Origin of the sequence: Nonomuraea sp. NPDC049504 (assembly GCF_040676845.1) — a bacterium.
GTDB lineage: Bacteria > Actinomycetota > Actinomycetes > Streptosporangiales > Streptosporangiaceae > Nonomuraea > Nonomuraea salmonea.
Genome location: NZ_JBFAPT010000001.1, coordinates 446,836 through 468,020 on the forward strand (window position 1 = coordinate 446,836; position 21,185 = coordinate 468,020).

Here is a 21,185-nt window from a genome sequence, read left to right on the forward strand (position 1 = left end):
CAACAGTCAGCGCGATGGTTGGCTCTTCCTGACAGACGGTCGCCGGGGTCACAATCGCTCTATGGAGCCCCCCGTCCGTCTCGCCAGCACCGGCACGATCATCCACGGCGTGTCCGTCGGAGAGGTGCTCGGCGTGTCCACCCTCGCCGGCGCGCGGCTGATCGCGGGGGAGAGCGGGCTCGGCCGCATCGTGCAGCGGCTCAACGTGATGGAAGTGCCCGACATCCTCGCCTGGGTCAAACCGCACGAGCTGCTGCTGACCACCGGCTACCCGCTGCGCAACACGCCCCAGTCGCTCGGCCGGCTGGTCGCCGACCTCGACGAGCGCGGGCTGGCCGCGCTGGCCATCAAGCTCGGCCGCTACGTCGACGAGCTGCCCGACGAGATGGTCGAGCAGGCCGACCGGCTCGGCTTCCCGCTCATCCTGCTGCCCAACGACGTCGGCTTCGACGACATCCTCAACCAGGTGCTGACCGACATACTCAACCGGCAGGCCGCCGTGCTCGCCCGCGCCGAGGAGGCGCACCGGGCGCTCGTCCAGGTCGTGCTGGCCGGGGGCGGGCTCAACGAGGTCACCGCCGAGGTGGCCCAGCTGCTCGACGTGTCGGTGGCGGCCGTCGACGGCACGGGCCGCGTCCTCGCCACCGCCGGGCCGGCCGAGCACGTGGCCGTCCTGCGCGAGTCGATCGCCCACGAGGGCCCGCCCGCATCACCTTCGCCCGGCCTGGTGCGCTCGTTCGCGGCCGTGCCCGTGCTGGCCGGCGGGCACCACCACGGCCGTATCGTGGCCTACAGCCCGTCGGGCGCGATCAGGGACAGCGACGTCGGCATACTCGAACGCGCCGCCACCGTCGCCGCGCTCGTCGTCACCCGGCAGGAGGCGGTCAACGCCGTCGAGAGCAAATACCGCGCCGACTTCCTGCGCGACGTGCTCACCGGACGGGCCGGCACCGCCGAGCGGGTCACCTCAAGGGCGCGCGCCTTCGGCTGGAACCTCGCCAGGCCCGTCACCGTGCTCGTCGCCGAGCTCGACCCCGACGGCGACGAGCGCAGCGCCCAGGACCGGCTCGTCGCCTGCTGGACCGCCGCCATCAGGCGGCACGACCCGCAGGGCGCGGTCGCCGGGTTCTCCCACGAGGTCGTGGCCGTCGTGGACGCCTCGCTCGACGCCGCCCGAGTCGCCAAGGACGCCGCCTCCGCCTTCGCCGACCTGCCGCCCGCCACCTTCTCCACCGGCACCTCCCGGCCGAGCCCCGGGGCGGAGATGCTGCCCGAGGCGTACTCGCAGGCCCTGAAGGCGGCCCGCGTCGGACGCCAGCTCCACGGGCCCGGCGCGGTCGCGCACTTCGACCAGCTCGGCGTCTACCGGCTGCTGTCGCTGGTCAACGACACCGACGAGCTGCACGCGTTCGTCCGCGAGACGCTCGGCCCGCTCGCCTCCGATGACGACGCCGAGAACGCCGACCTGCGCCGCACCCTCCAGGTGCTCCTGGAGACCAACCTCAACGTCGCCGAGACCGCGCGCCGGCTGCACTTCCACTACAACACGCTGCGCTACCGCATCGGCAAGCTCGAACGCCTGCTCGGCAACTTCACCGACGACCCCCACCTGCGGCTCAACCTCACGCTGGCGCTGCACGTGCTGCGCATGCGCGGCATCTGAGCTGCATCTAGGCTGGTCGCTCGTGGACTTCGAACTGCGCTCCGACTACATCCCGCTGTGCGACCTGCTCAAATACTGCGGCATCACCGAGACGGGCGGCATGGCCAAACAGCTCGTCGCCGAGGGCATGGTGATGGTCGACGGCGAGGTCGAGCTGCGCAAACGCGCCAAGATCCGGTCGGGCCAGGTGGTCAGCGGCGAGGGGTTCTCGATCCGCGTGGAGTAGCGCGGCGGGCGTTCACGAAAAGTCATCACGTCATTACGTACTGTTTACTAGCATCAGTGCCGCAAAAAGAAACGGCCCCCTGACGGGGGCCGTAGTACCCGGGATCGTAGCCCCGGGCGGGTCACTACATGTTAGGACGTGATAGCGGTGCGCGACAAGTCGAATCCCGAAGGTCAGCGCGTAGGCGTCTACGTGGACGGCTTCAACATGTACTACGGACTGCGCGAACTCGGCGGCAGGCGCTTCCTCTGGCTCGACCTCCTCGGCATGGCGACGCGGGTGCTCCGCCCGCACCAGCGGCTCGTCGGGCTCAACTACTTCTCGGCCCCCATCCGCGACGACCCGCCGGCCACGGCCCGCCAGCAGGTCTACCTCGCGGCGCTGGAGTGCAGCGGGGCGCGGGTGGTCCTGGGCCGGTTCCAGGAGCAGAAGTGCCGCTGCCGCGCCTGCGGTCACAAGTGGCGGACCTACGCCGAGAAGCAGTCCGACGTGGCGCTGGCCGCGGCCATGGTGGACGACGTGGCGACCGGACGGGTCGACGCGGTCATGGTCGTGTCGGCCGACTCCGACCTGTGCGCCGCCGTGCACGTCATCAGGAGGATCGACGCGGTGCGTGGCACCAAGACCAGGGTGGTCACCGTGTTCCCGCCGCGACGGCGCTCGGAGAGCCTGCGGCAGGTGAGCGACGCGTGGTTGCCGTTGGGCGACGCGATCGTCCGCCAGAGCCAGTTCCCCGAAGTGGTGTGCGGGCCGGACGGCGTCGAATATCGGCGCCCGGCGTACTGGAATTAGGGGGCACCCTCTATTGTGCTCTGCGACATATTTCGTGGTCGTACCCGCTGGTCAGGCGGGAGATTGAGGTGCGGGCGTGGCGTTGGGGTGGAAGGTGCACGGCGATGGGAAGCGCCTGACGCCGGGTGAGGTGGTCAAGCCGGACGAGCGGCTGAGCTGGCCCAGGATGGTGGGCATCGGCGCGCAGCACGTCATCGCGATGTTCGGGGCGACGTTCGTGTTCCCGCTGGTCATGGGGCTGGATGCGAACCTGGCCGTGATGATGTCCGGGGTCGCGACGATCCTCTTCCTGCTCATCGTGAAGGGGAGGATCCCGAGTTACGTCGGGTCCAGCGCGTCGTTCGTCGGCGCGGTCGTCGCGATCAGGGCGGCGGGCGGCGGCGACGCGACCGTCACGGGGGCGCTGCTGGCGGTCGGGGTGGTGCTGGCCGTCTGCGGGTTCGCGATCCACAAGCTGGGCGTCGGCGTCCTGCACCGGGTGTTCCCGCCCATCGTCACCGGCGGCGTGGTCATGCTCATCGGGTTCGGCATGGCGTACGTGGCGGCCGACGTCTACTGGCCGAAGGACCCCTGGGTGGCGCTGCTGACGATGGCGGCGACGTTCGTGTTCATCGGCGTGTTCCGCGGCTTCCTCGGCCGGATCGGGGTGCTGCTGGGGCTGGTGTTCGGGTTCCTGTTGTCGTGGGGATGGGACGTCGTCGGCGGCAAGATCACCGCACCCGACGACAGCGGCCAGGTGACCGAGCACTTCCGGGTCAACCTCGACGCGGTCGCGCAGGCCGACTGGGTGGGCCTGCCGTCGTTCCACGGGCCGGTGTTCGAGGCTTCGGCGATCGTGCTGGTGCTGCCGGTGGTGATCGCGCTCATCGCGGAGAACGTCGGGCACGTCAAGGCCGTGGGCGAGATGACCGGCACGGACGTGGACGCCTACATGGGCCGCGCGGTGATGGCCGACGGCGTCGGCACGGTGGTGGCGACGGCGGTCGGCGGGCCGGCGACGACCACGTACGCGGAGAACATCGGCGTCATGGCGGCCACCAAGGTCTACTCGACGGCCGCCTACTACATCGCGGCGGTGATCGCGATCCTGTTCGGCCTGTGCCCCAAGTTCGGCGCGCTCATCGCGGCCACGCCCGGCGGCGTGCTGGGCGGCGTGACGACCATCCTGTACGGCATGATCGGCCTGCTCGGCGCCAAGATCTGGATCGAGAACCGGGTGAACCTGTCGGACCCGGGCAACCTGGTGCCCACGGGGGCGGGCATCATCTGCGCGATCGGCCCGGTCGCGTTCCCGATCACCGACACGTTCGCGCTGAGCGGCATCGCGCTCGGCACGATCGTCCTGCTGCTCGGCTACCACCTGCTGCGCGCCGTCCGGCGCGAGGAGCCCGCGGCCTCATAGCCCTCCGCACTCACCGAACATCCCTCACATGACACCCCTCACAGGGCGGGTCTGCTCATGTGCGCGAGGTTGGCTCTGGTCGGCGGGCCAGATTTGGCAGATCATGCCCGTGTGAGCGCGTGCCGTCGGGCCTAATGTGCCCGCAACGGTACGTGACGCCGGCCCAGCGCCCAGTACAAGAGGGGCTTGCCATGGTTGTGGGATGGACCAAACACGGTGACGGCAGGCATCTGGCCCCCGGCGAGGTGGTCAGGCCGGACGAACGGCTGAGCTGGCCCCGGATGGTGGGGTTCGGGGCACAGCACGTGATCGCGATGTTCGGGGCGACGTTCGTCTTCCCGCTGGTGATGGGGCTCGACCCCAACGTCGCGGTGATGATGTCGGGCGTCGCGACGATCCTGTTCCTGCTGATCGTCAAGGGAAAGGTGCCCAGCTACCTGGGCACGAGCGCGTCGTTCGTCGGCGGCGTGTTCGCCATCAGGGCGGCGGCCGGCGGCGACACCGCGGGCGCCGACGCGATCGTGACGGGCGCGATCCTGGTGGCCGGGTTCGTGCTGGCGCTGGCCGGGCTGGCGATCCACTTCCTCGGCGTGTCCATCATCCACAAGATCTTCCCGCCGGTGGTGACCGGCGCGGTGGTGATGCTCATCGGGTTCGGGCTGGCGTTCGTGGTCGCGGACGTCTACTGGCCGCAGGACCACTGGGTGGCGCTCATCACGATGCTCATCACGTTCGTGGTGATCGTGCTGTTCAAGGGGTTCATCGGGCGGATCGGGGTGCTGATCGGGCTGGTGTCCGGGTTCGTGCTGTCGTGGCTGCTCGACCTGGCGGTGGGGCCCGTCACGTCGGTGCTGCCCGGCGCGAACCTGCGCGACGCGGCGGGCGCGGCCTGCCCGGTCGAGGGCACGTACTGCGTGGCCACGGCGTTCCCGCACGACCGGGTGAGCTTCGACGCGGTGGCGGCGGCGCCCTGGTTCGGGCTGCCGAACTTCCACGCCCCCGACTTCAAGACCTCGGCGGTGCTCCTGGTGCTGCCGGCCGTGATCGCGTTGATCGCGGAGAACATCGGGCACGTCAAGGCCGTGGGGGAGATGACGGGCACGGACGTCGACCCGTACGTTGGCCGCGCCGTGACGGCCGACGGCGTCGCGACCGTGGTCACCAGCGCGGTGGGCGGCTCGCCGACCACGACGTACGCGGAGAACATCGGCGTCATGGCGGCCACCAAGGTCTACTCGACGGCCGCCTACTACATCGCCGGCGTCATCGCCATCGCGTTCGGGCTGTGCCCGAAGTTCGGCGCGCTGGTCGCGGCCACGCCGGGCGGCGTGCTGGGCGGCGTCACGGTCATCCTGTACGGCATGATCGGCCTGCTCGGCGCGAAGATCTGGATCGAGAACCGGGTGAACTTCGCCGATCCCGTGAACATGGTTCCGATCGGGGCGGGCATGATCCTGGCCATCGGACCCGTGCAGCACGCCATCGGAGGCGACTTCACCCTGGAGGGCATCGCGCTCGGCACGATCGTGGTGCTGGGCGGCTACCACCTGCTGCGCGCCATCGCGGGACGCAGCCCGGAGCCCGTACGGAGTGAGGCTTGAAGCCGCCGCCCTTCGCCTACCACGCTCCCCGCGACCTCGGCGCGGCGCTGCGGACGCTGGCCGAGGTGGGGGCCGAGGGCGGCAAGGTGCTGGCGGGCGGGCAGAGCCTCATCCCCATGCTGAACATGCGGCTGGCCGCGCCCGGCCACCTGGTGGACATCAACCGGGTGGCGGGGCTCGACGGCCTGGAGGTGACGCCGGAGGGCGTCCGGGTGGGGGCGCTGGTCCGGCACTCCGACGCCGAGCGGGCGGGCGCGCACCCGCTGCTGACGCAGGCGCTCAAGCTGGTCGCCCACCCCGTGATCAGGAATCGCGGCACGGTGGTGGGCAGCCTCGTGCACGCCGATCCGGCGGCCGAGTTGCCCGCGGTGCTGGCGGTGCTGGGCGGCTCCGTTCGGCTGGCCCGATGGGACGGCGGCCCGGCCGGCGGCTCCCCGGATGGCGGCTCGGCCGGTGGTGCGGCCGAGCGCTCGGCCGGCGGTGTGGCGGTGATGCGTGACGTGCCGGCCGCCGAGTTCTTCGTCGGGCCCATGGAGTCGGCGGCGCGGCCCGGCGAGCTGGCCGTCTCGGCGTTCTTCCCCGCGGTGGAGGAGGGCGTGGGGGTGGCGTTCCACGAGGTGGCGCGGCGGCACGGCGACTACGCGCTGGCCGGGGTGTGCGCGCTGGTCACGCCGGACGGGCGGGCGCGGGTGGCGTGCATCGGGGTCGGGCCCGTGCCGGTCGTCGTGGAGCTCGACAAGCTCGCGGGGGCGGCCGACGCCGTACGCGCCGCGACCGATCCGGACGACGACCTGCACGCCACCGCCGCCTACCGGCGGCACCTGGTGGGCGTCCTGGCCGAACGGGCGCTGCACGACGCGGCGCGGGAGGGGGCGGCGGCCCATGGGCCATGAGACCACCCGGCACGAGACAACGAGCCACGAAACCACGAGCCACGAAAACAAGAGCTACGAAACCACCAGCCACGGAACCACGAGCCGCGAGAACATGAGCCGGGAGAACGTGCTCCACGAGATCACGCTGGTCGTGAACGGGACGGCGAGGCGGGCGCGCGTGCCCGCGCGGCGGTTGCTGTCCGACTGCCTGCGCCACGACCTGGGCCTGACCGGGACGCACGTCGGCTGCGAGCACGGCGTCTGCGGCTGCTGCACGGTGCTGCTCGACGGCCGCCCGGTGCGCTCGTGCCTGACGTTCGCGGTGACCGTGGACGGCGCCGAGCTGACCACCGTGGAGGGCCTGGCAGGGGAGGACGGGCGGCTGTCGGCGGTGCAGCGGGCCTTCGCCGAGTGCCACGGCCTGCAGTGCGGCTTCTGCACGCCGGGCTTCCTGTGCACGGTGACGGCGCTGCTGCGCGACAACCCGGCGCCGACGGACGAGGAGGTGGTCGAGGGCATCTCGGGCAACCTGTGCCGCTGCACCGGCTACCAGAACATCGTCAAGGCCGTCCACCGGGCCGCCGAGCTGCTGGCGGAGGAGGCATGACGACGCGGTGGCTCGGGGAGCCGGTGGCGCGCAGGGAGGACCAGCGGCTGCTCACCGGCCAGGGCCGCTACCTCGACGACCTCGGGCAGGAGGCGCTGGCGGCGGCGTTCGTGCGTTCCCCGCACGCGCACGCCCGCATCCGCGACATCGACGTCTCGGCGGCGCTCGACGTGGACGGGCTGGTCGCCATCCACACCTGGGAGGACCTGCCGGAGCGCGTCGGACGGCCGCTGCCGCTGCTCATCCCGCACCCGGCGCTCACCCACGGCCGCACCGCCTACCCGCTGGCCAGGGACGTCGTCAGGCACGTCGGCGAGCCGGTGGTCATGGTGGTGGCCGCCGACCGTTACGCGGCCGAGGACGCCTGCGCGCTCATCGAGGTCGACTACGAGCCGCTGAAGCCCGTCGTCGGCCTGGCGGAGGCCGTGCAGGGGGCGCAGCTCGTGCACGAGGACGTGCCGGGCAACGTCGGCGCCCACCTCGTCCAGGAGGTCCCGGCCACCGACGGCCGGGGCGCAGGAGAGGCGATCGAGGGCGCGCCGCACACCCTGTCCTTCCGGCTCGACATCGAGCGCAGCGCCAGCATGCCGCTGGAGGGCCGCGGCGTGTACGCCCGCTGGGACGGCCGCGACCTGCGCGTCTACTCCAGCACCCAGACCTCGACCAGCGTCAGGATGGCCGTGGCCGCCGCGCTCGGCCTGCCGCTGCCGCAGGTCGAGGTGATCGCGCCCGACGTGGGCGGCGGCTTCGGCGTCAAGATCGTGCATCCGTGGCCCGAGGAGATCCTGGTGCCGTGGGCGGCCATGACGCTGAACCGCGAGATCAAGTGGGCCGAGGACCGCCGCGAGCACTTCGTGTCGTCGGCGCACGAGCGGGCGCAGGTGCAGCACGTGCGGGTCGGGTTCGACGACGACGGGCGCGTGCTGGGCCTCGACGTGAGCATCCTGCACGACCACGGGGCCTACACGCCGTACGGGATCATCGTCCCGATCGTCACCTCGACGCAGCTGCTCGGGCCGTACAAGCCGGGGGCGTACCGGGTCGAGTTCACCGCCGTCTACACCAACACCGTGCAGGTCACGCCCTATCGTGGGGCGGGCAGGCCGCAGGGCGTGTTCTGCATGGAGCGCACGCTCGACAAGATCGCGCGGCACCTCGGCAAGGACCGCACGGAGGTGCGGGCGGCCAACTTCATCCAGCCCGACGAGTTCCCGTACGACCAGGGGATGATCTTCCAGGACGGCCGGCCGCTCATCTACGACAGCGGGAACTATCCCGAGATGCTCCGCATGATCAAGGAGCTGATCGGCTGGGACTCCTTCGAGCGGCGTCCTGGGCGCGGCATCGGCATCGGCTGCTACGTCGAGGGCACCGGAGTCGGCCCGTACGAGGGCGGGCACGTGCAGATCACCTCCGACGGCCGGGTGCACGTCTCCACCGGCCTCACCTCGCAGGGGCAGGGCCACGAGACGGCTTTCGCCCAGATCGCCGCCGCCGAGCTGGGCGTGCCCATCGAGCGGGTCAGCGTGGTCACCGGCGACACCCGCCGTTTCGGGTACGCGGTCGGCACCTTCGCCTCCAGGGCCGCCGTCGTCAGCGGCAACGCCATCGCCCTGGCGTGCAGGAAGGTCCGCGAGAAGGCGCTGCGCATCGCCGCCGACGCCCTGGAGGCCGACCCCGCGGATCTGACCGTCACCGACGGGCTCGTGCACGTGGCGGGCACGCCGTCGGCGTCCATCCCGCTGTCCACGGTGGCCGTGCTCGCCAACCCGCTCAGGTACGCCTTCGACGAGGAGGCCGCCAAGGCCACCCAGTTCTCCGGCGCCGCCGATCCGGACAAGCCGCCTGTCGCCGAGGGCGAGGAGCCCGGCCTGGAGGGGCGCGACTACTACTCGCCGATCCGCTCCACGTTCGCGGCCGGGATGCACGCCGCCATCGTGGAGACCGACCCCGACACCGCCGAGATCAAGGTCGTCAGGTACGCCGTGGTGCACGACTGCGGGCGGCTCATCAACCCGATGATCGTCGAGGGGCAGATCCACGGCGGCGTCGCCCAGGGCATCGGCGGCGCCCTGTACGAGCGGATGGTCTACGACCAGCACGGCCAGCTGGTGAACGCCTCCTTCATGGACTTCCTCATGCCGTACGCGACCGAGATCCCCCGCGTCGAGACCGGCCACCTGGAGACGCCGTCGCCGCTCAACCCGCTCGGCGTCAAGGGGGCGGGGGAGGCGGGCGTGATCCCGGTGTCGGCGGTCATCGCCTCGGCCGTCGAGGACGCCGAGGGCATCCCGATCGACCGCATGCCGATCTCCCCGTCCGACCTCCACACGCTGCGCACCGCAAGGGGCGGCCGATCCGGGTGAACCGGAGGCGGCGGGGCTGCGTACCCTCGCACATGACGACATTTCCACGTCTGGCCGCTTTCGCGCTGCTGGCCGGACTGGTCGCCGGCTGCTCCTCAGGAGGCGGCTGGAGCGACTACGTCGCAGCGGACGGGGCGGAGCCGGCCACTCCCAAGCCGATGACCGTCGAGCAGATCTCGGAGAAGGTCGGCTGCAAGCCCAAGATGCAGGTCGAGGCCGAGGACGTCAGGACCGCGTTCTGCAAGACGGACGCCGGCGAGTTCTTCGTCAACACCTTCAAGACCGAGAAGCTCAAGGACGCCTGGATGAACGAGGCGCCCGAGTACAACCCGCACCTGGTGGGGCCCAAGTGGACGGTGCTCGGGCCGCTGAAGGTGCTGGAGGTGCTCAAGGGCCCGCTCAACGGCGACCTCCACCTGACCGACCACCGCGTCTCCCAGACCCCCGCCCCCCAGTGACCGGTCAAGGGGTCGGCGGGTCCTGAACCTGGCCTCCCGCAGGTGCGTACCTCTGCACATGACGACATTTCCACGTCTGGCCGCTTTCGCGCTGCTGGCCGGACTGGTCGCCGGCTGCTCCTCCGGGAGCGTCGGCGGCTACGTCACGGCGAGCGCGCAGCGGGCCGGCGCCGCCCCCGTCACCGTCGAGCAACTGGCCGCCAAGGTCGGCTGCGCGCCCCGGATGCAGGTGGACGCGCCGGAGATCCGTACCGGCTACTGCAAGACCCCCGACGGCGAGTTCTTCGTCACGACCTTCGCCAGCCAGGCCGGGAAGGACGCCTGGATGGACGCCGCGCCGGAGAAGAACCCGTACCTGGTGGGACCCAGGTGGACGGTGCTGGCCGGCCGGCAGGTGCTCGACCTGCTGCATGAGCGGCTCGGCGGCGACCTGCACCTGACGAAGGAGGCGCGGGTCAGCCGGCAGGCACCAGGACCCGCTTCCTGAACACCCAGTACGTCCACCCCTGGTAGACCAGCACGAACGGCAGGGCGATCAGCCCGATCCAGCTCAGCATGGTCAGCGTGTACGGCCCCGACGCCGCCTCGGCCAGCGTGAGCCCCGGCAGCGGGCGCAGCCGCAGCTCCATGAAGACCGCCAGCGTGGTCAGCACGATCGCGCCGGCCGTCGCGCCGAACGCCCATCCCTCCCTGCGCCGCCAGATCAGCGCCGTGGCCGCGGCCAGCGCCGCCATCGCGGCCAGGGCGGGGCCGGTGCCGAGGCCCGACAGGGCGAACACCGCCACCGGCAGCGTCACCCCTGCGGCGGCGAGCGCGGCGGTCCTGGCGCGGCGGCGCACCTGGCCGGTGGTCTTCAGCGCCAGGAACACCGCGCCGTGCAGGACGCACACGGCCAGCGTGAACGCGCCGCCGAGCAGGGCCGCGAGCAGGCCGCCGAACAGCAGGTGGGCGAAGACCGTGCCCCACAGGAACGCCGGCAGCGCGCTGCCCGCCACGACCGCGAGGTCGCACCAGGCCGGGTTCGCGACCTTGCTCCGCCACTCCAGGCCGAGCCCGCGCAGGATCAGCCCGACCAGGATCAGCGTCACGGGCAGGTAGAACGTGCTGAACACGCCGGCGTACCAGGCGGGGAACGCGGCGAACATGGCGCCGACCGCGGTGATCAGCCACACCTCGTTGCCGTCCCACACCGGGCCGATGGTCTGCAGGCTGGCGCGCTGCTCGGCGGCGTTCCTGCTGACCACCGGGGCCAGCATGCCGACGCCGAAGTCGAAGCCTTCGAGGACGAAGTAGCCGGTCCACAGGAAGGCGATGATGGCGAACCACAACTCGATCACGGGAAGCTCCTCAACTCGTCACATGGGCTCAGTACATGAGCTGCGGTTCGCGCCGCTCGGCCGCGGGCTCGGGGGCGGGCTCCTCGACGCCCTTGCGTACGTGCCTGGCCAGCAGCACGGCCTCGGCCACGGTGAAGACGCCGTACACGAGGGTGAAGATCGCCAGGGAGGTGGCCACCTCGGCCAGCGTCACGCCGGGGGAGACGCTCGCGGCGGTCAGCAGTTCGCCGGCGACCGTCCACGGCTGGCGGCCGATCTCGCTGAGCAGCCAGCCGGCGATCACCGCGGCCAGCGGCAGCGGCAGCGCGAGCAGCAGCGCCTTCGACAGCCACGCGGGGAAGGCCCGGCGGCGCCTGGTCAGCCACAGCCCGAGCACCGACAGGCCGACGGTGGCCATGCCGAAGGCGATCATCACGCGGAACGACCAGAACACGACGGGGCCGTTGGGGCGGTAGTCGCCGGGGCCGAACTGCTCCTCGAAGCGGCGCTGCAGGTCCTCGGTGCCGGCGACGACGGCGTCGGGGTCGTTGGTGGCGAGGAAGCTCAGCACCTTGGGGATCTCGATGCCGGGGGCGACGCTGAACGCCGCGCCCGCCGTGTCGCGCTCCAGACCCTCGGCGGCGGCCAGCTTCATCGGCTGCTGCTCGTACATGAGCTTGGCGGACATGTCGCCGGTGCCCGCGACCACCGCGCCCGCGAGCGCGGTCATCAGCAGCGCGGCGCGGGCGGCGCCGCGCCACATGGCGGCGGCCCGCGTGCCACGCGTGCGCAGCAACCAGTAGCCGCAGACCGCCAGCACGAAGCCGCCCGCCACCACGAACGCCCCGCCGATCACGTGCGGCACCTGGGCCACCGCCGTGGAGTTGGTGAGCACCGCCCACAGGTCCGTCATCCTGGCCTTGCCGTCCACGACCTCGTAGCCGACCGGGTGCTTCATCCAGGCGTTGGCGGCGAGGATGAAGTAGGCGGAGATGTTCGAGCCGATGGCCGCCGCCCAGATGCAGGCCAGGTGCGCCTTCTTCGGCAGCCGGTCCCAGCCGAAGATCCACAGGCCGAGGAACGTGGACTCCATGAAGAAGGCCAGCAGCGCCTCCATGGCCAGCGGGGCGCCGAAGACGTCGCCCACGAAGGTGGAGTACTCACTCCAGTTCATCCCGAACTGGAACTCCTGCACGATGCCGGTGACCACGCCCATGGCGAAGTTGATCAGAAACAGCTTGCCGAAGAACTTGGTCAGCTTGAGGTAGTGCTCCTTGCCCGTGCGGTGCCAGGCCGTCTGCAGGCCGGCCACGAAGATCCCGAGACCGATGGTCAGGGGCACGAACAGGAAGTGGTACACGGTGGTCACCCCGAACTGCCACCGCGCCAGGTCTAGTGCGTCCATCATCCCCGCCGAAAGTCGTTGCTCTACAAGCTGTAGTACATCTACTTGCAGTAGTACTACAAGCTGTAGAGCAATGGGGTGCGACGTTCGTCACATCCCGGGTGTGCTGGTTGCCGAGCTTCGAGAATGCCCTGCTGGGGCGGGGATGCGCGTCACCCGCGCGACGGATCGTCCCGTACGTCCCGAGGCGGACCTCAGCGCGGGTCGGCGGCGTCCAGGTACGCCTGGAGGTTGCCCAGGGCGTAACCGCGGCGCTTGATCTTCTTCACCAGGATGCGGAAGTCCCTGGCCAGGTTGGGGCGGAAGTGCAGGAGCAGGATGTCGCCGGGGCGCAGCCGCTTGTCGGGCACCTGGTAGGCGATCTTGCCGCCCGGCTGCACGGTCGCGGTCCACAGGAGTACGGCCCGCACGCCGCAGCTCTTGGCCGCCAGCAGCGTGTCGGCGTTGTAGTTGCCGAACGGCGGGCGGAACAACGCCGGCCGCGTCCCGACCTCCTTCTTGATCAGCTGGGCCGTGCCGCAGATCTCCTTGCGCTGGGCGGCGCGGCCGAGGAGGCGGAGGTTGGGGTGGGTGAGCGTGTGGTTCTCGACGGCCACCCCGGCGTCACGCAATTGACGGAAATATCTCCACTTGCCGGCGCCAACGTAGCGCGCCTCGCCACCCGCCTGGTCCGGGGTGCCCTTGGCCTCCACCGCGTCGCGCATGGCGAAGGCCGTGATGGGGATGCGCTCGTCGCGGATCTGCTGGACGAAGCCAGGGTCCTGCTCCCAGCCGTCGTCGATGGTGAGGAAGACGACCTTGCGCCTGGTCGGGATGGAGCTGATCACCGGTGGCAGGTCGCCGGTGCGGGTGATCGGGCGTACCTCGCCCCTGCGCGGCCTGACCCCGGGCGGGCCCTGCGGCGCGGTCGGGCTCGGCGTCACGGACGCCGTGGGCCGCTCCTTCGGCGCGGCGGACTCCTTGGGCACGTCACCCGGCCCGCAGGCGGCCAGCGCCAGGGCGCACACCACACCCACCGTCACGTACGCCCGTCGCTTTCCCACCATAACCACAGAATCTTGCCAGGCATGATCGACCGGCCGGTCCGCGTCTGGCAGGTGTTGCCCTTAAGCCGGGAGGCTCTGGCTGCTTAGAGTGGCGACATGAACGTGGCGGGCAGTGTCGTGATCGGGGTGGACAGGGACCGGCTGTGGGCGGCGTTCCGCGACCCCGCCGTGCTGGTGCGGACCATCCCTGGGTGCGAGCGGCTGGAGGAGTGCGGTCCTGACACGTACCGGATGACGGTCAACGCGGGCGTGGCCTCCGTCAAGGGCGTCTACCAGGGCGAGGTGGCGCTGTCCGACCCGCTGCCGCCCGAGCGCTTCACGCTCAAGGCGCGCGGGCAGGGCGCGCCCGGCACCGTGGACGCGACCGTGCAGGTCCGGCTCAGCGAGGCCGACGGCGGCACCAGGGTCGACTACGACGCCGAGGCGGTCATCGGCGGCATGATCGGCGGCGTCGGGCAGCGCATGCTGGGCTCGGTGGCCAAGCGCACCGCCCAGGAGTTCTTCACCGCCGTCGAGCAGCACCTGTGCGCCCCGGTCCCGGCCGTCGCGCCCGCGCAGGACGCCGCGCCCCTCACGGACGCCGCGCCCCTCACGGACGCCGCGGCCCTTACGGACGCGGGGGCCCTTACGGACGCGCGGAGCCTTACCGACGCCGCTCCCGCCGCCGTCTACGAGCGGCCCCGCGCGCCGCGCACCGAGACGCGGCCGTGGGTCATGCTGGCCGCGTTCGGCACCGGTGCCGGTGTGGCGCTGGCCGGCGTGACGCTCGGCTGGCTCCTCGGGCGGGGCACCAGGCGCCGCGCCTGACGGCGCCTGCCTCCTGGACTCTCGCGGAAAAGGATCTCCCGGCGTAGCGTGGCGAGTATGCGGCAGGCACACGCTGAAGACGCACGTACCGAGGCCAGGCGAGTCGTACGCAACCTGCTCGGCGAGGAGCGGCCCACGGCCGAACGGCTCATCGGCGACGTGAGTCCCGTGCTCGGTGCCGAGCGCACCGAGCGCACGCTCGAACTGGCCCGTGGCGCCCAGCTCACCCGGCGCTCGGCCGAGCTGGCCGCCCTCGCGGCGCTGCTGGTCGGCACCCGCGAGCTGGGCGAGCAGTGGTGGAGCAGACCGCGCGGGGGGAAGCTGCCGCCGCCCGACGAGGTCGTGCGCACCGCCGTCGCCATCGAGCCGTGGACCGACCTGACCGCCCTGGAGATGCTCGCCGCCTGGATCGCCGACGACGCCGCCGACCACCTGTGGGGCGCGCCCGTCGCGCAGGTCGACCTCAACTCCTGGCAGGCCGAGGACCGCTTCGCGCTGCCGCCCGGCGTCAAGCCGGGGCAGCGGCTCGTCGTGCACTTCGACGCCGGCGGCAGGCTCGACGCGGTCGTCACCCGGCGCGCCGACGGCGACCTCGGCTCCAACCTCGACTTCCACTCCCTGCGCTACTCCCGGCCCGCCGAGGCGCAGTGGAGCTGGGGCGTCGCGGCCGGGCTCGGGCCGCACCGGCTGCCCGGCGAGGACCCCGACCCCTACGCGCGCGAGGTCGCCGCCTCGGCGGCCGGCATCCTGCGGGCCTGGGCGGTGCGCCACGGCGCCACCCGCGAGCAGCTCGGCGAGCAGTGGCGGACGGTCGGCGACGTGGTGGCCGCCATCGAGCGGGTCGACTGGATGTGGCGCAGCGGCGAGTGGTTCGGCTGGTGGCGGGGGGCGTCGGCGCTGGTGGACGACTCGGCGTACCTGACGTACCGGCTGGAGGAGCTGGCCGCCGGATGAATCAGGAATCAGGCAGGTCCGCAGGCGGTTGTGGACCGACATGAAGGTCGAGATCTTTTCTGATGTCGTGTGCCCCTGGTGCTACATCGGGCACACCAGGTTCGACAGGGCCGCCGAGTGGTTCCGCGCCAAGGGCGGCACCATCGAGGTGACGATGCGCCCGTTCCAGCTCGACCCCGACGCCTCCAGCGACGGCGAGCCGGTGATCCCGGCGATGCAGCGCAAGTTCGGCCCCAACGCCACGCAGATGATCGACCGCGTCGTCGGCGTCGCCGCGGAGGACGGGCTCGAGCTCCGCTACGACCAGGCCATCAGCGCCGGCACGTTCGAGGCGCACCGGCTCATCGAGGTCGCCACCCGGCAGGGACGCGGCAAGGAGATGGCCGAGCGGCTGTTCCGCGCGTACTTCACCGAGGGCCGCAACGTCGGTGACCCCGCCGTGCTGGCCGAGCTGGCGGCCGACGCGGGCGTCACCGACACCGGCGAGGGCGAGGGCGAGGTGCGCGAGCAGCTCGCCAGGGCGCGCTCGCTGGGCATCAGCGGGGTGCCGCTGTTCCTGTTCGAGGGCAAGTACGCCGTGTCGGGCGCGCAGCCTGAGGACGCCTTCGCCGCCGCGATCGACGAGGTGGCCGAGCGGACCGGGCAGACCCCGATCACTCAGCTCGCCGCGCCCGCCGACGGCTGCGACGACGGGACCTGCGCGGTCTGACCGCCCAGTGGGGGCCGTGCGCCGTGGCGGGCGACGTGAGAGCCCTCCCCGAGCCGGCCCGCGCGGTGGTGGCGGCGGCAGAGCACCTGATAGCGCACCGGCGCGTCGTCGGTGTCGCCGATGACGACCTGCTCGCCCGTACGCACCATCGTCCCGCCCACGACGCGGGCGTTGAGCTGCCCGGGACGCCCGCACCAGCACAGCACCTCGACCTGGAGCCGCGACACCTCGTCGGCCAGCTCGAACAGCCGCTGGGCGGCGGGGAACATGACCGAGCGGAAGTCCGACGCCAGCCCGAACGCGTAGACGTCCACGCCGTGCTCGTCCACGAGGTCGGCGAGCTGCTCGATCTGCTCGACGGTGTAGAAGCAGGCCTCGTCGCAGATGAGGTAGTCGACGCGGTCGTACGCGGTGACCAGCGCGACCAGGTCGAGGCCGTCCTCCACCTCGATCGCCTCGCGCCCGAGCCCGATCCTGCTGGTGACCTGCGGCTCGCCCGAGCGGTCGTGCTTGGTCAGCACCAGGCCCCGCCTGCCCTGCCGCGCGTGGTTGTAGTTCATCTGCAGCGCCAGAGTGGACTTCCCGCAGTCCATGGGCCCGAAGTAGAACTTCAGCACGGCATCTCTGGCGCCCGACGGCGCTGGCGACAAGGCAGACAGATCAGTCACGGGCCGTCAGCTTAGTGGCTTGGCTTGTTCCATGACCTCGTGGGACATTTCTCCCCACGAGTTACAGGAGGAAAATCTGTGGTCACCGACAAACCAGCCTCGCTCGACGCCATGATGACGCAGGACGACCTCTCACCGGCCCAAGCCGACGCCACCCGCTGGCGCTATGGTTTCCTCGTCGTCGTGGCGGGCATCGTCGCGGTCCTCGCGGCCTTCGCCGCGGCCGTGTTCGCCAGTGCCGAGTTCGGTGTGCTGTTCGCCGGCGTGGCGGGGGTGATCGGCACCATCATCGGCGCTTATTTCGGCGTTCAGGCGGGCCAGTCGGGGAAGGCCAGGGTCGAGGCGGAACTCGCCAGGTCCCAGGAGATGGTGGTGCGCCTGGCCGCGTACGTCGGCACGGAGAACGCGCCACGAGTGATCGACGAAGTGCTCGGCCGGCGCCGGAGCTGAGGAGCCCATGCGTAGCGTCCGTATCGGAGTGGACACCGGAGGCACCTTCACCGACGTCGTGGCGGTGGACGAGCAGACCGGTGAGATCCTCACCACGAAGACCCCCTCGACCCCGGCGAACCCGGCCGACGGCTTCATGGCCGGGCTCGGCAAGCTGGGTGAGCCGGAGGTCGCCTCGATCGTCCACGGCACCACGGTGGCCACGAACCGGCTGCTCGAAGACCGCATCGAGAGCCTCGGCTTCATCACGACCGAGGGCTTCGAGTTCGTCCTGGAGATCGCCAGGCAGAGCGTGCCCGACGGTTACGGCAACTCCTACTTCTGGGTCAAGCCGCCCAGGATCGTGCCCGTGCACCTGGTCAAGACCGTCGGCGGGCGGCTCGACCACCTGGGCGAGGAGGTGCGGCCGTTCTCGGAGGAGCAGGCCGTGGAGGTGGCCCGCTGGTTCCGCGCCAAGGGCATCACCGCGATCGGGGTCTGCTTCCTGCACTCCTACGCCAACCCCGAGCACGAGCGGCGGATGCGCGAGGTGCTGGCCCGCGAGCACCCCGAGGCGGTGGTCTCGCTCTCCAGCGACGTGCTGCGCGAATACCGCGAGTACGAGCGCTCGGTCACCACGCTCGTGGACGCCGCCGTCAAGCCGGCCATGCGCGGCTACCTCGCGAACCTGTCCGGCCGCCTCGGCAGGTCGTTCTCCGTGATGAAGTCGAACGGAGGCGTGCTGTCGGCCCGCGAGGTCGTCAACCAGCCCATCACCACGGTCCTTTCGGGCCCGGCGGCCGGCGCGCTGGGCGCGGCGCTGCTCGCCGGCACGGCGGGCCACACCTCGGTGATCACCCTCGACGGCGGCGGCACCTCGACCGACGTGGCGGTGGTGATCGACGGCGAGCCGTCCATCACGACCGAGGGCACGATCGGGCGTTACCCCTGCAAGATCCCGATGATCGACATCGTCACCGTCGGCGCGGGCGGCGGCTCGATCGCCTGGATCTCGCCCGAGGGCACGCTGAAGGTCGGCCCCCGCTCGGCCGGCGCCGACCCCGGCCCCCTCTGCTACGGCAAGGGCGGCACCGAGGTGACGGTCACCGACGCGCACGTCTTCCTCGGCCGCATCCCGCCGCACCTGCTGGGCGGGGAGATCCCGCTCGACGTGGACGCGGCGCGCGGCGGCATCGAGGCGCTGGCCGACAAGCTGGGGCTCACGCCCGAGCGCACCGCGACCGGGATCCTGGAGATCAGCGCGTTCAACCAGAGCAACGCGATCCGCAGGCTCACCGTCAAGCGGGGGCTGGACGTGCGGGACTTCCCGCTGGTGACGTTCGGCGGGTCGGGGCCGCTGCTGGCGTGCCGGCTGATCGACATCCTCGGTCTTCCGTCGGTCGTCGTGCCTCGCGACCCGGGCAACGTCTCGGCGTTCGGGCTGCTCACGGTGGACGTCAAGAACGACTACGTCCGTACGTACGTCACCCGCGACCTCTCGCTCGGCAAGGCCGTCGAGATCTTCCACGACCTGGAGCATCAGGCCGCCGAGGCCCTCGACCGCGAGGGCTTCTCCGAGCCGGTCCACCAGCGCAGCGCCGACCTGCGCTACTTCGGTCAGGCGTACGAGGTGCGGGTGCCCGCCCCGGCCGGCGAGATCGACGAGTCCTGGCACGAAGAGGTCGTCTCCCGCTTCCACGACGCCCACGAGAAGCTGTACGGCTACGCCTACCGCGACGACCCCCGCCACGGCGTCGAATGGGTCAATCTGCGCGTCTCCGGCATCGGGCCCATCAACCGCCCGGTCATCCCGCGCCTGGACAAGCCGGGCCCCGGGGCCACGTCGGTGCGTCCCGTGCACTTCGAGGAGACCCGCGACACCCCGATCCACCAGCGCGCCGCGCTCGGCCCCGGCGCGACCGTCTCGGGGCCGGCGGTGATCGAGGAGTACGGCTCCACGATCCCCGTCCACCCGGGCTTCACCGCCAAGGTCGACGAATACGGAAATGTGGAGATAAGTCGTGACTGATCCGATCCTGGTGGAGATCGTGGAGGGCACGCTCGCCTCCGTCGAGAAGGAGGTCGAGACCGCGATCGCGCGGACGGCCCGCTCGCCGATGATCCGCGACGCCCACGACTTCCGCGCCGGCATCCACGACGCCCGGCTGCGCAAGCTCACCGGCCGCTCCTACAGCGCGCTCGTCCAGCCCGTCGTCCGCGACTTCCCGATCGAGACGATGAAGCCCGGCGACGTCTACTTCCACAACGACGTCTACCTGTCGGAAGGCGGCATCGGCCACCTGCCCGACCTGTGCGTCACCGTGCCCGTCTTCCACGAGGGCGAGGTGGTCGCGTTCGTGCAGGCGTTCGGCCACCACGACGACATCGGCGGCGCGGTGCCGGGCTCCATGCCCTCCCACGCCCGCTCGGTGTACGAAGAGGGCCTCATGGTGCCGCCGATCAAGCTGCGCGACCAGGGCGTGCCCAACGAGGCCGCGCTGCGCATCATGACCCGCAACTCCCGCATGCCCGACTCGCTGGCCGGCGACCTCGACGCCGAGTGCTCGGCCTGCCTGATGGGCGCGCGCAGGCTCGGCGAGCTGTTCGAGCGCTACGGCCGGGAGGCCGTCGAGGAGTGCTTCGACGCCATCATCGGCAAGACCACCGAGACGTTCCGCAGGGAGCTGCTGGCGAAGATCCCCGAGGGCACGTACGTGTGGGAGGACTACGCCGAGCACGACGGGGTGGACGAGCCGCGCCTGCACGCCCAGCGCATCACGCTCACCGTGGACCACACCGCCGAGTCCCCGCTCACCATCGACTTCACCGGCACCTCGCCCCAGGCCAAGGGCCCCATCAACCACGCGGGCGACTACGCCGACGGCGTGTTCCTGAAGAAGTGGCTCGCGCCCGTGCTGCGCAACCTCGCCGACACCCCGGAGCGCATGGCCGAGCTGGAGGTCAACGAGGGCGTCGTGCCGCTGATCACGATGGTCTTCCCCGAGAAGGGCACGCTGCTCACCCCGATCTTCCCGGCCCCGACCAACGCCCGCACCTTCGTCATCCTGCGCCTGCTCGGCGTGCTGGCCGGCGTGCTGGCCAAGGCCACCGGCGGGCGCATGCCGGCCGACCAGGAGACCATCCGCTACACCGGCGTGCACGGCGTGGACGCCGACGGCGTCCCCTACCTGATGCGCGAGGTGCTCGGCGGCGGGTCCGGCGGGCGCTGGTACGCCGACGGCGAGGACACCATCCACGTGGTGCCCGACTCGCGCAACATCCCCGTCGAGTTCGCCGAGGCCCGCTGGCCGCTGCGGGTCGAACGGCTCGGGCTGGCCTGCGACTCCGGCGGGCCCGGCATGTTCAGGGGCGGGCTCGGCTACGACAAGCACATCAGGATGCTGCGCAACGCCTCGTACATGTCGATCGCCGACCGGTCGATCCTGTCCTGCTGGGGCGTCAACGGCGGCCTGGCCGGGCGGCCGTTCCGCGTCGAGATCGCGGGCCGGGAGATGGAGGGGCTGGTGGACGACCATCCCGTGCTCGCCGGTGAGCTGATCAGGATCCGCACCACAGGCGGCGGCGGATGGGGCTCCCCGTATGACAGGGACCCGCGGGCGGTGGCGGCCGACGTGCGCGACGGGAAGGTGTCGATCGCGGGCGCGCTCGGCGACTACGGCGTGGTGCTCGACGGCGACCGCATCGACGAGCAGGCCACGGCCGAGCTGCGGGCCCGCCTGCGTCCTCCGGCCGACCGCTTCTTCGACCGCGGGCCCGGCTACGCCAAGCTTTCCGGCGGCCGCAGCCACGCCGAGGTGGACGACCTCTGACGCCGCGCCCCGGCCGATCGCGCTGGCCGGG

At 71.4% G+C, this 21,185-nt stretch carries 20 protein-coding genes; 16 read left to right on the forward strand and 4 right to left on the reverse strand.

The genetic code is table 11. From position 1 onward, the window contains the following. The first annotated feature begins 61 nt into the window (after positions 1 to 61). The 10 genes from AB0K28_RS02025 to AB0K28_RS02070 all read left to right on the forward strand — a co-directional run bounded on the left by AB0K28_RS02025 (position 62) and on the right by AB0K28_RS02070 (position 10,477). Positions 62 to 1,663: a PucR family transcriptional regulator ligand-binding domain-containing protein gene (locus tag AB0K28_RS02025; protein WP_364363945.1), complete on the forward strand. Its 1,602-nt coding sequence runs from the start codon at positions 62 to 64 to the stop codon at positions 1,661 to 1,663. A 22-nt stretch (positions 1,664 to 1,685) separates the two neighbouring features. Beyond that, positions 1,686 to 1,889, forward strand: a complete 204-nt coding sequence (locus AB0K28_RS02030; RefSeq protein WP_355431188.1) for an RNA-binding S4 domain-containing protein — start codon at positions 1,686 to 1,688, stop codon at positions 1,887 to 1,889. Positions 1,890 to 2,036: 147 nt separating this feature from the next. Continuing rightward, on the forward strand, positions 2,037 to 2,681 hold the full coding sequence (locus AB0K28_RS02035; protein ID WP_364363948.1) for an NYN domain-containing protein: 645 nt from the start codon (positions 2,037 to 2,039) through the stop codon (positions 2,679 to 2,681). A gap of 76 nt (positions 2,682 to 2,757) precedes the next feature. Continuing rightward, positions 2,758 to 4,083 carry a solute carrier family 23 protein gene (locus AB0K28_RS02040; RefSeq protein ID WP_364363951.1) on the forward strand — a complete coding sequence of 442 codons (1,326 nt, stop codon included), beginning with the start codon at positions 2,758 to 2,760 and terminating at the stop codon, positions 4,081 to 4,083. A 191-nt stretch (positions 4,084 to 4,274) separates the two neighbouring features. Continuing rightward, complete coding sequence (locus AB0K28_RS02045) at positions 4,275 to 5,684, forward strand: solute carrier family 23 protein (protein ID WP_364363954.1); 1,410 nt, start codon at positions 4,275 to 4,277, stop codon at positions 5,682 to 5,684. Continuing rightward, positions 5,681 to 6,577, forward strand: a complete 897-nt coding sequence (locus tag AB0K28_RS02050) for an FAD binding domain-containing protein (RefSeq protein WP_364363957.1) — start codon at positions 5,681 to 5,683, stop codon at positions 6,575 to 6,577. The genes AB0K28_RS02045 and AB0K28_RS02050 overlap by 4 nt, the downstream gene beginning before the upstream one ends. Before the next feature lie 94 nt (positions 6,578 to 6,671). Then, the gene (locus tag AB0K28_RS02055) at positions 6,672 to 7,166 is read left to right on the forward strand and encodes a (2Fe-2S)-binding protein (protein ID WP_364363960.1); all 495 of its coding nucleotides are present in this window, start codon (positions 6,672 to 6,674) and stop codon (positions 7,164 to 7,166) included. After that, the gene (gene cutA, locus AB0K28_RS02060) at positions 7,163 to 9,532 is read left to right on the forward strand and encodes an aerobic carbon-monoxide dehydrogenase large subunit (RefSeq protein ID WP_364363963.1); all 2,370 of its coding nucleotides are present in this window, start codon (positions 7,163 to 7,165) and stop codon (positions 9,530 to 9,532) included. The genes AB0K28_RS02055 and cutA overlap by 4 nt, the downstream gene beginning before the upstream one ends. Before the next feature lie 32 nt (positions 9,533 to 9,564). Then, complete coding sequence (locus AB0K28_RS02065; protein ID WP_364363966.1) at positions 9,565 to 9,990, forward strand: hypothetical protein; 426 nt, start codon at positions 9,565 to 9,567, stop codon at positions 9,988 to 9,990. A 58-nt stretch (positions 9,991 to 10,048) separates the two neighbouring features. Beyond that, entirely contained in the window at positions 10,049 to 10,477 is a 429-nt protein-coding gene (locus AB0K28_RS02070) for a hypothetical protein (RefSeq protein ID WP_345387174.1), read from the forward strand. On the opposite strand, the gene cydB is transcribed toward AB0K28_RS02070, so the two are convergent. The 3 genes from cydB to AB0K28_RS02085 form a co-directional block, all read right to left on the reverse strand. Next, a complete protein-coding gene (gene cydB / locus AB0K28_RS02075; RefSeq protein WP_345387172.1) occupies positions 10,446 to 11,327 on the reverse strand; it encodes a cytochrome d ubiquinol oxidase subunit II in 882 nt (293 codons plus the stop codon). The two genes, AB0K28_RS02070 and cydB, sit on opposite strands and share 32 nt — an antisense overlap. A gap of 28 nt (positions 11,328 to 11,355) precedes the next feature. Then, complete coding sequence (locus AB0K28_RS02080; RefSeq protein ID WP_364364513.1) at positions 11,356 to 12,711, reverse strand: cytochrome ubiquinol oxidase subunit I; 1,356 nt, start codon at positions 12,709 to 12,711, stop codon at positions 11,356 to 11,358. Positions 12,712 to 12,905: 194 nt separating this feature from the next. Further along, a complete protein-coding gene (locus AB0K28_RS02085) occupies positions 12,906 to 13,757 on the reverse strand; it encodes a polysaccharide deacetylase family protein (protein WP_364363971.1) in 852 nt (283 codons plus the stop codon). 96 nt (positions 13,758 to 13,853) lie between these two features. Between AB0K28_RS02085 and AB0K28_RS02090 the strand changes: the two genes are divergently transcribed. From AB0K28_RS02090 to AB0K28_RS02100, 3 genes are read left to right on the forward strand one after another with little or no spacing between them, the layout of a single operon-like run. Beyond that, entirely contained in the window at positions 13,854 to 14,564 is a 711-nt protein-coding gene (locus AB0K28_RS02090) for a carbon monoxide dehydrogenase subunit G (protein WP_364363974.1), read from the forward strand. Between the two features lie 57 nt (positions 14,565 to 14,621). Beyond that, the gene (locus AB0K28_RS02095; RefSeq protein WP_364363977.1) at positions 14,622 to 15,518 is read left to right on the forward strand and encodes a hypothetical protein; all 897 of its coding nucleotides are present in this window, start codon (positions 14,622 to 14,624) and stop codon (positions 15,516 to 15,518) included. 40 nt (positions 15,519 to 15,558) lie between these two features. Continuing rightward, positions 15,559 to 16,227 carry a DsbA family oxidoreductase gene (locus tag AB0K28_RS02100; protein ID WP_364363980.1) on the forward strand — a complete coding sequence of 223 codons (669 nt, stop codon included), beginning with the start codon at positions 15,559 to 15,561 and terminating at the stop codon, positions 16,225 to 16,227. On the opposite strand, the gene AB0K28_RS02105 is transcribed toward AB0K28_RS02100, so the two are convergent. Next, positions 16,176 to 16,895, reverse strand: a complete 720-nt coding sequence (locus tag AB0K28_RS02105) for a thymidine kinase (protein ID WP_364363983.1) — start codon at positions 16,893 to 16,895, stop codon at positions 16,176 to 16,178. The genes AB0K28_RS02100 and AB0K28_RS02105 overlap by 52 nt on opposite strands. 78 nt (positions 16,896 to 16,973) lie before the next feature. Between AB0K28_RS02105 and AB0K28_RS02110 the strand changes: the two genes are divergently transcribed. Genes AB0K28_RS02110 through AB0K28_RS02120 form a run of 3 tightly spaced genes read left to right on the forward strand, consistent with a single transcriptional unit; the run spans position 16,974 to position 21,154 of the window. Next, positions 16,974 to 17,345 (forward strand): hypothetical protein, encoded by a 372-nt coding sequence (locus AB0K28_RS02110; RefSeq protein WP_364363986.1) that lies wholly within the window; start codon positions 16,974 to 16,976, stop codon positions 17,343 to 17,345. 7 nt (positions 17,346 to 17,352) lie between these two features. Continuing rightward, on the forward strand, positions 17,353 to 19,353 hold the full coding sequence (locus AB0K28_RS02115) for a hydantoinase/oxoprolinase family protein (RefSeq protein WP_345387154.1): 2,001 nt from the start codon (positions 17,353 to 17,355) through the stop codon (positions 19,351 to 19,353). Continuing rightward, positions 19,346 to 21,154, forward strand: a complete 1,809-nt coding sequence (locus AB0K28_RS02120) for a hydantoinase B/oxoprolinase family protein (RefSeq protein WP_364363989.1) — start codon at positions 19,346 to 19,348, stop codon at positions 21,152 to 21,154. Before AB0K28_RS02115 ends, AB0K28_RS02120 begins: the two co-directional genes overlap by 8 nt. Positions 21,155 to 21,185: the final 31 nt, after the last annotated feature.

Coding starts and splice junctions, on each gene's coding strand:
- AB0K28_RS02055 (WP_364363960.1), top strand. CDS start 6,672: ATGAGCCGGGAGAACGTGCTCCACGAGATCACGCTGGTCGTGAACGGG.
- AB0K28_RS02045 (WP_364363954.1), top strand. CDS start 4,275: ATGGTTGTGGGATGGACCAAACACGGTGACGGCAGGCATCTGGCCCCC.
- AB0K28_RS02085 (WP_364363971.1), bottom strand. CDS start 13,757: ATGGTGGGAAAGCGACGGGCGTACGTGACGGTGGGTGTGGTGTGCGCC.
- AB0K28_RS02115 (WP_345387154.1), top strand. CDS start 17,353: ATGCGTAGCGTCCGTATCGGAGTGGACACCGGAGGCACCTTCACCGAC.
- AB0K28_RS02070 (WP_345387174.1), top strand. CDS start 10,049: ATGACGACATTTCCACGTCTGGCCGCTTTCGCGCTGCTGGCCGGACTG.
- AB0K28_RS02065 (WP_364363966.1), top strand. CDS start 9,565: ATGACGACATTTCCACGTCTGGCCGCTTTCGCGCTGCTGGCCGGACTG.
- AB0K28_RS02100 (WP_364363980.1), top strand. CDS start 15,559: ATGAAGGTCGAGATCTTTTCTGATGTCGTGTGCCCCTGGTGCTACATC.
- AB0K28_RS02080 (WP_364364513.1), bottom strand. CDS start 12,711: ATGGACGCACTAGACCTGGCGCGGTGGCAGTTCGGGGTGACCACCGTG.
- cutA (WP_364363963.1), top strand. CDS start 7,163: ATGACGACGCGGTGGCTCGGGGAGCCGGTGGCGCGCAGGGAGGACCAG.
- AB0K28_RS02025 (WP_364363945.1), top strand. CDS start 62: ATGGAGCCCCCCGTCCGTCTCGCCAGCACCGGCACGATCATCCACGGC.
- AB0K28_RS02095 (WP_364363977.1), top strand. CDS start 14,622: ATGCGGCAGGCACACGCTGAAGACGCACGTACCGAGGCCAGGCGAGTC.
- AB0K28_RS02090 (WP_364363974.1), top strand. CDS start 13,854: ATGAACGTGGCGGGCAGTGTCGTGATCGGGGTGGACAGGGACCGGCTG.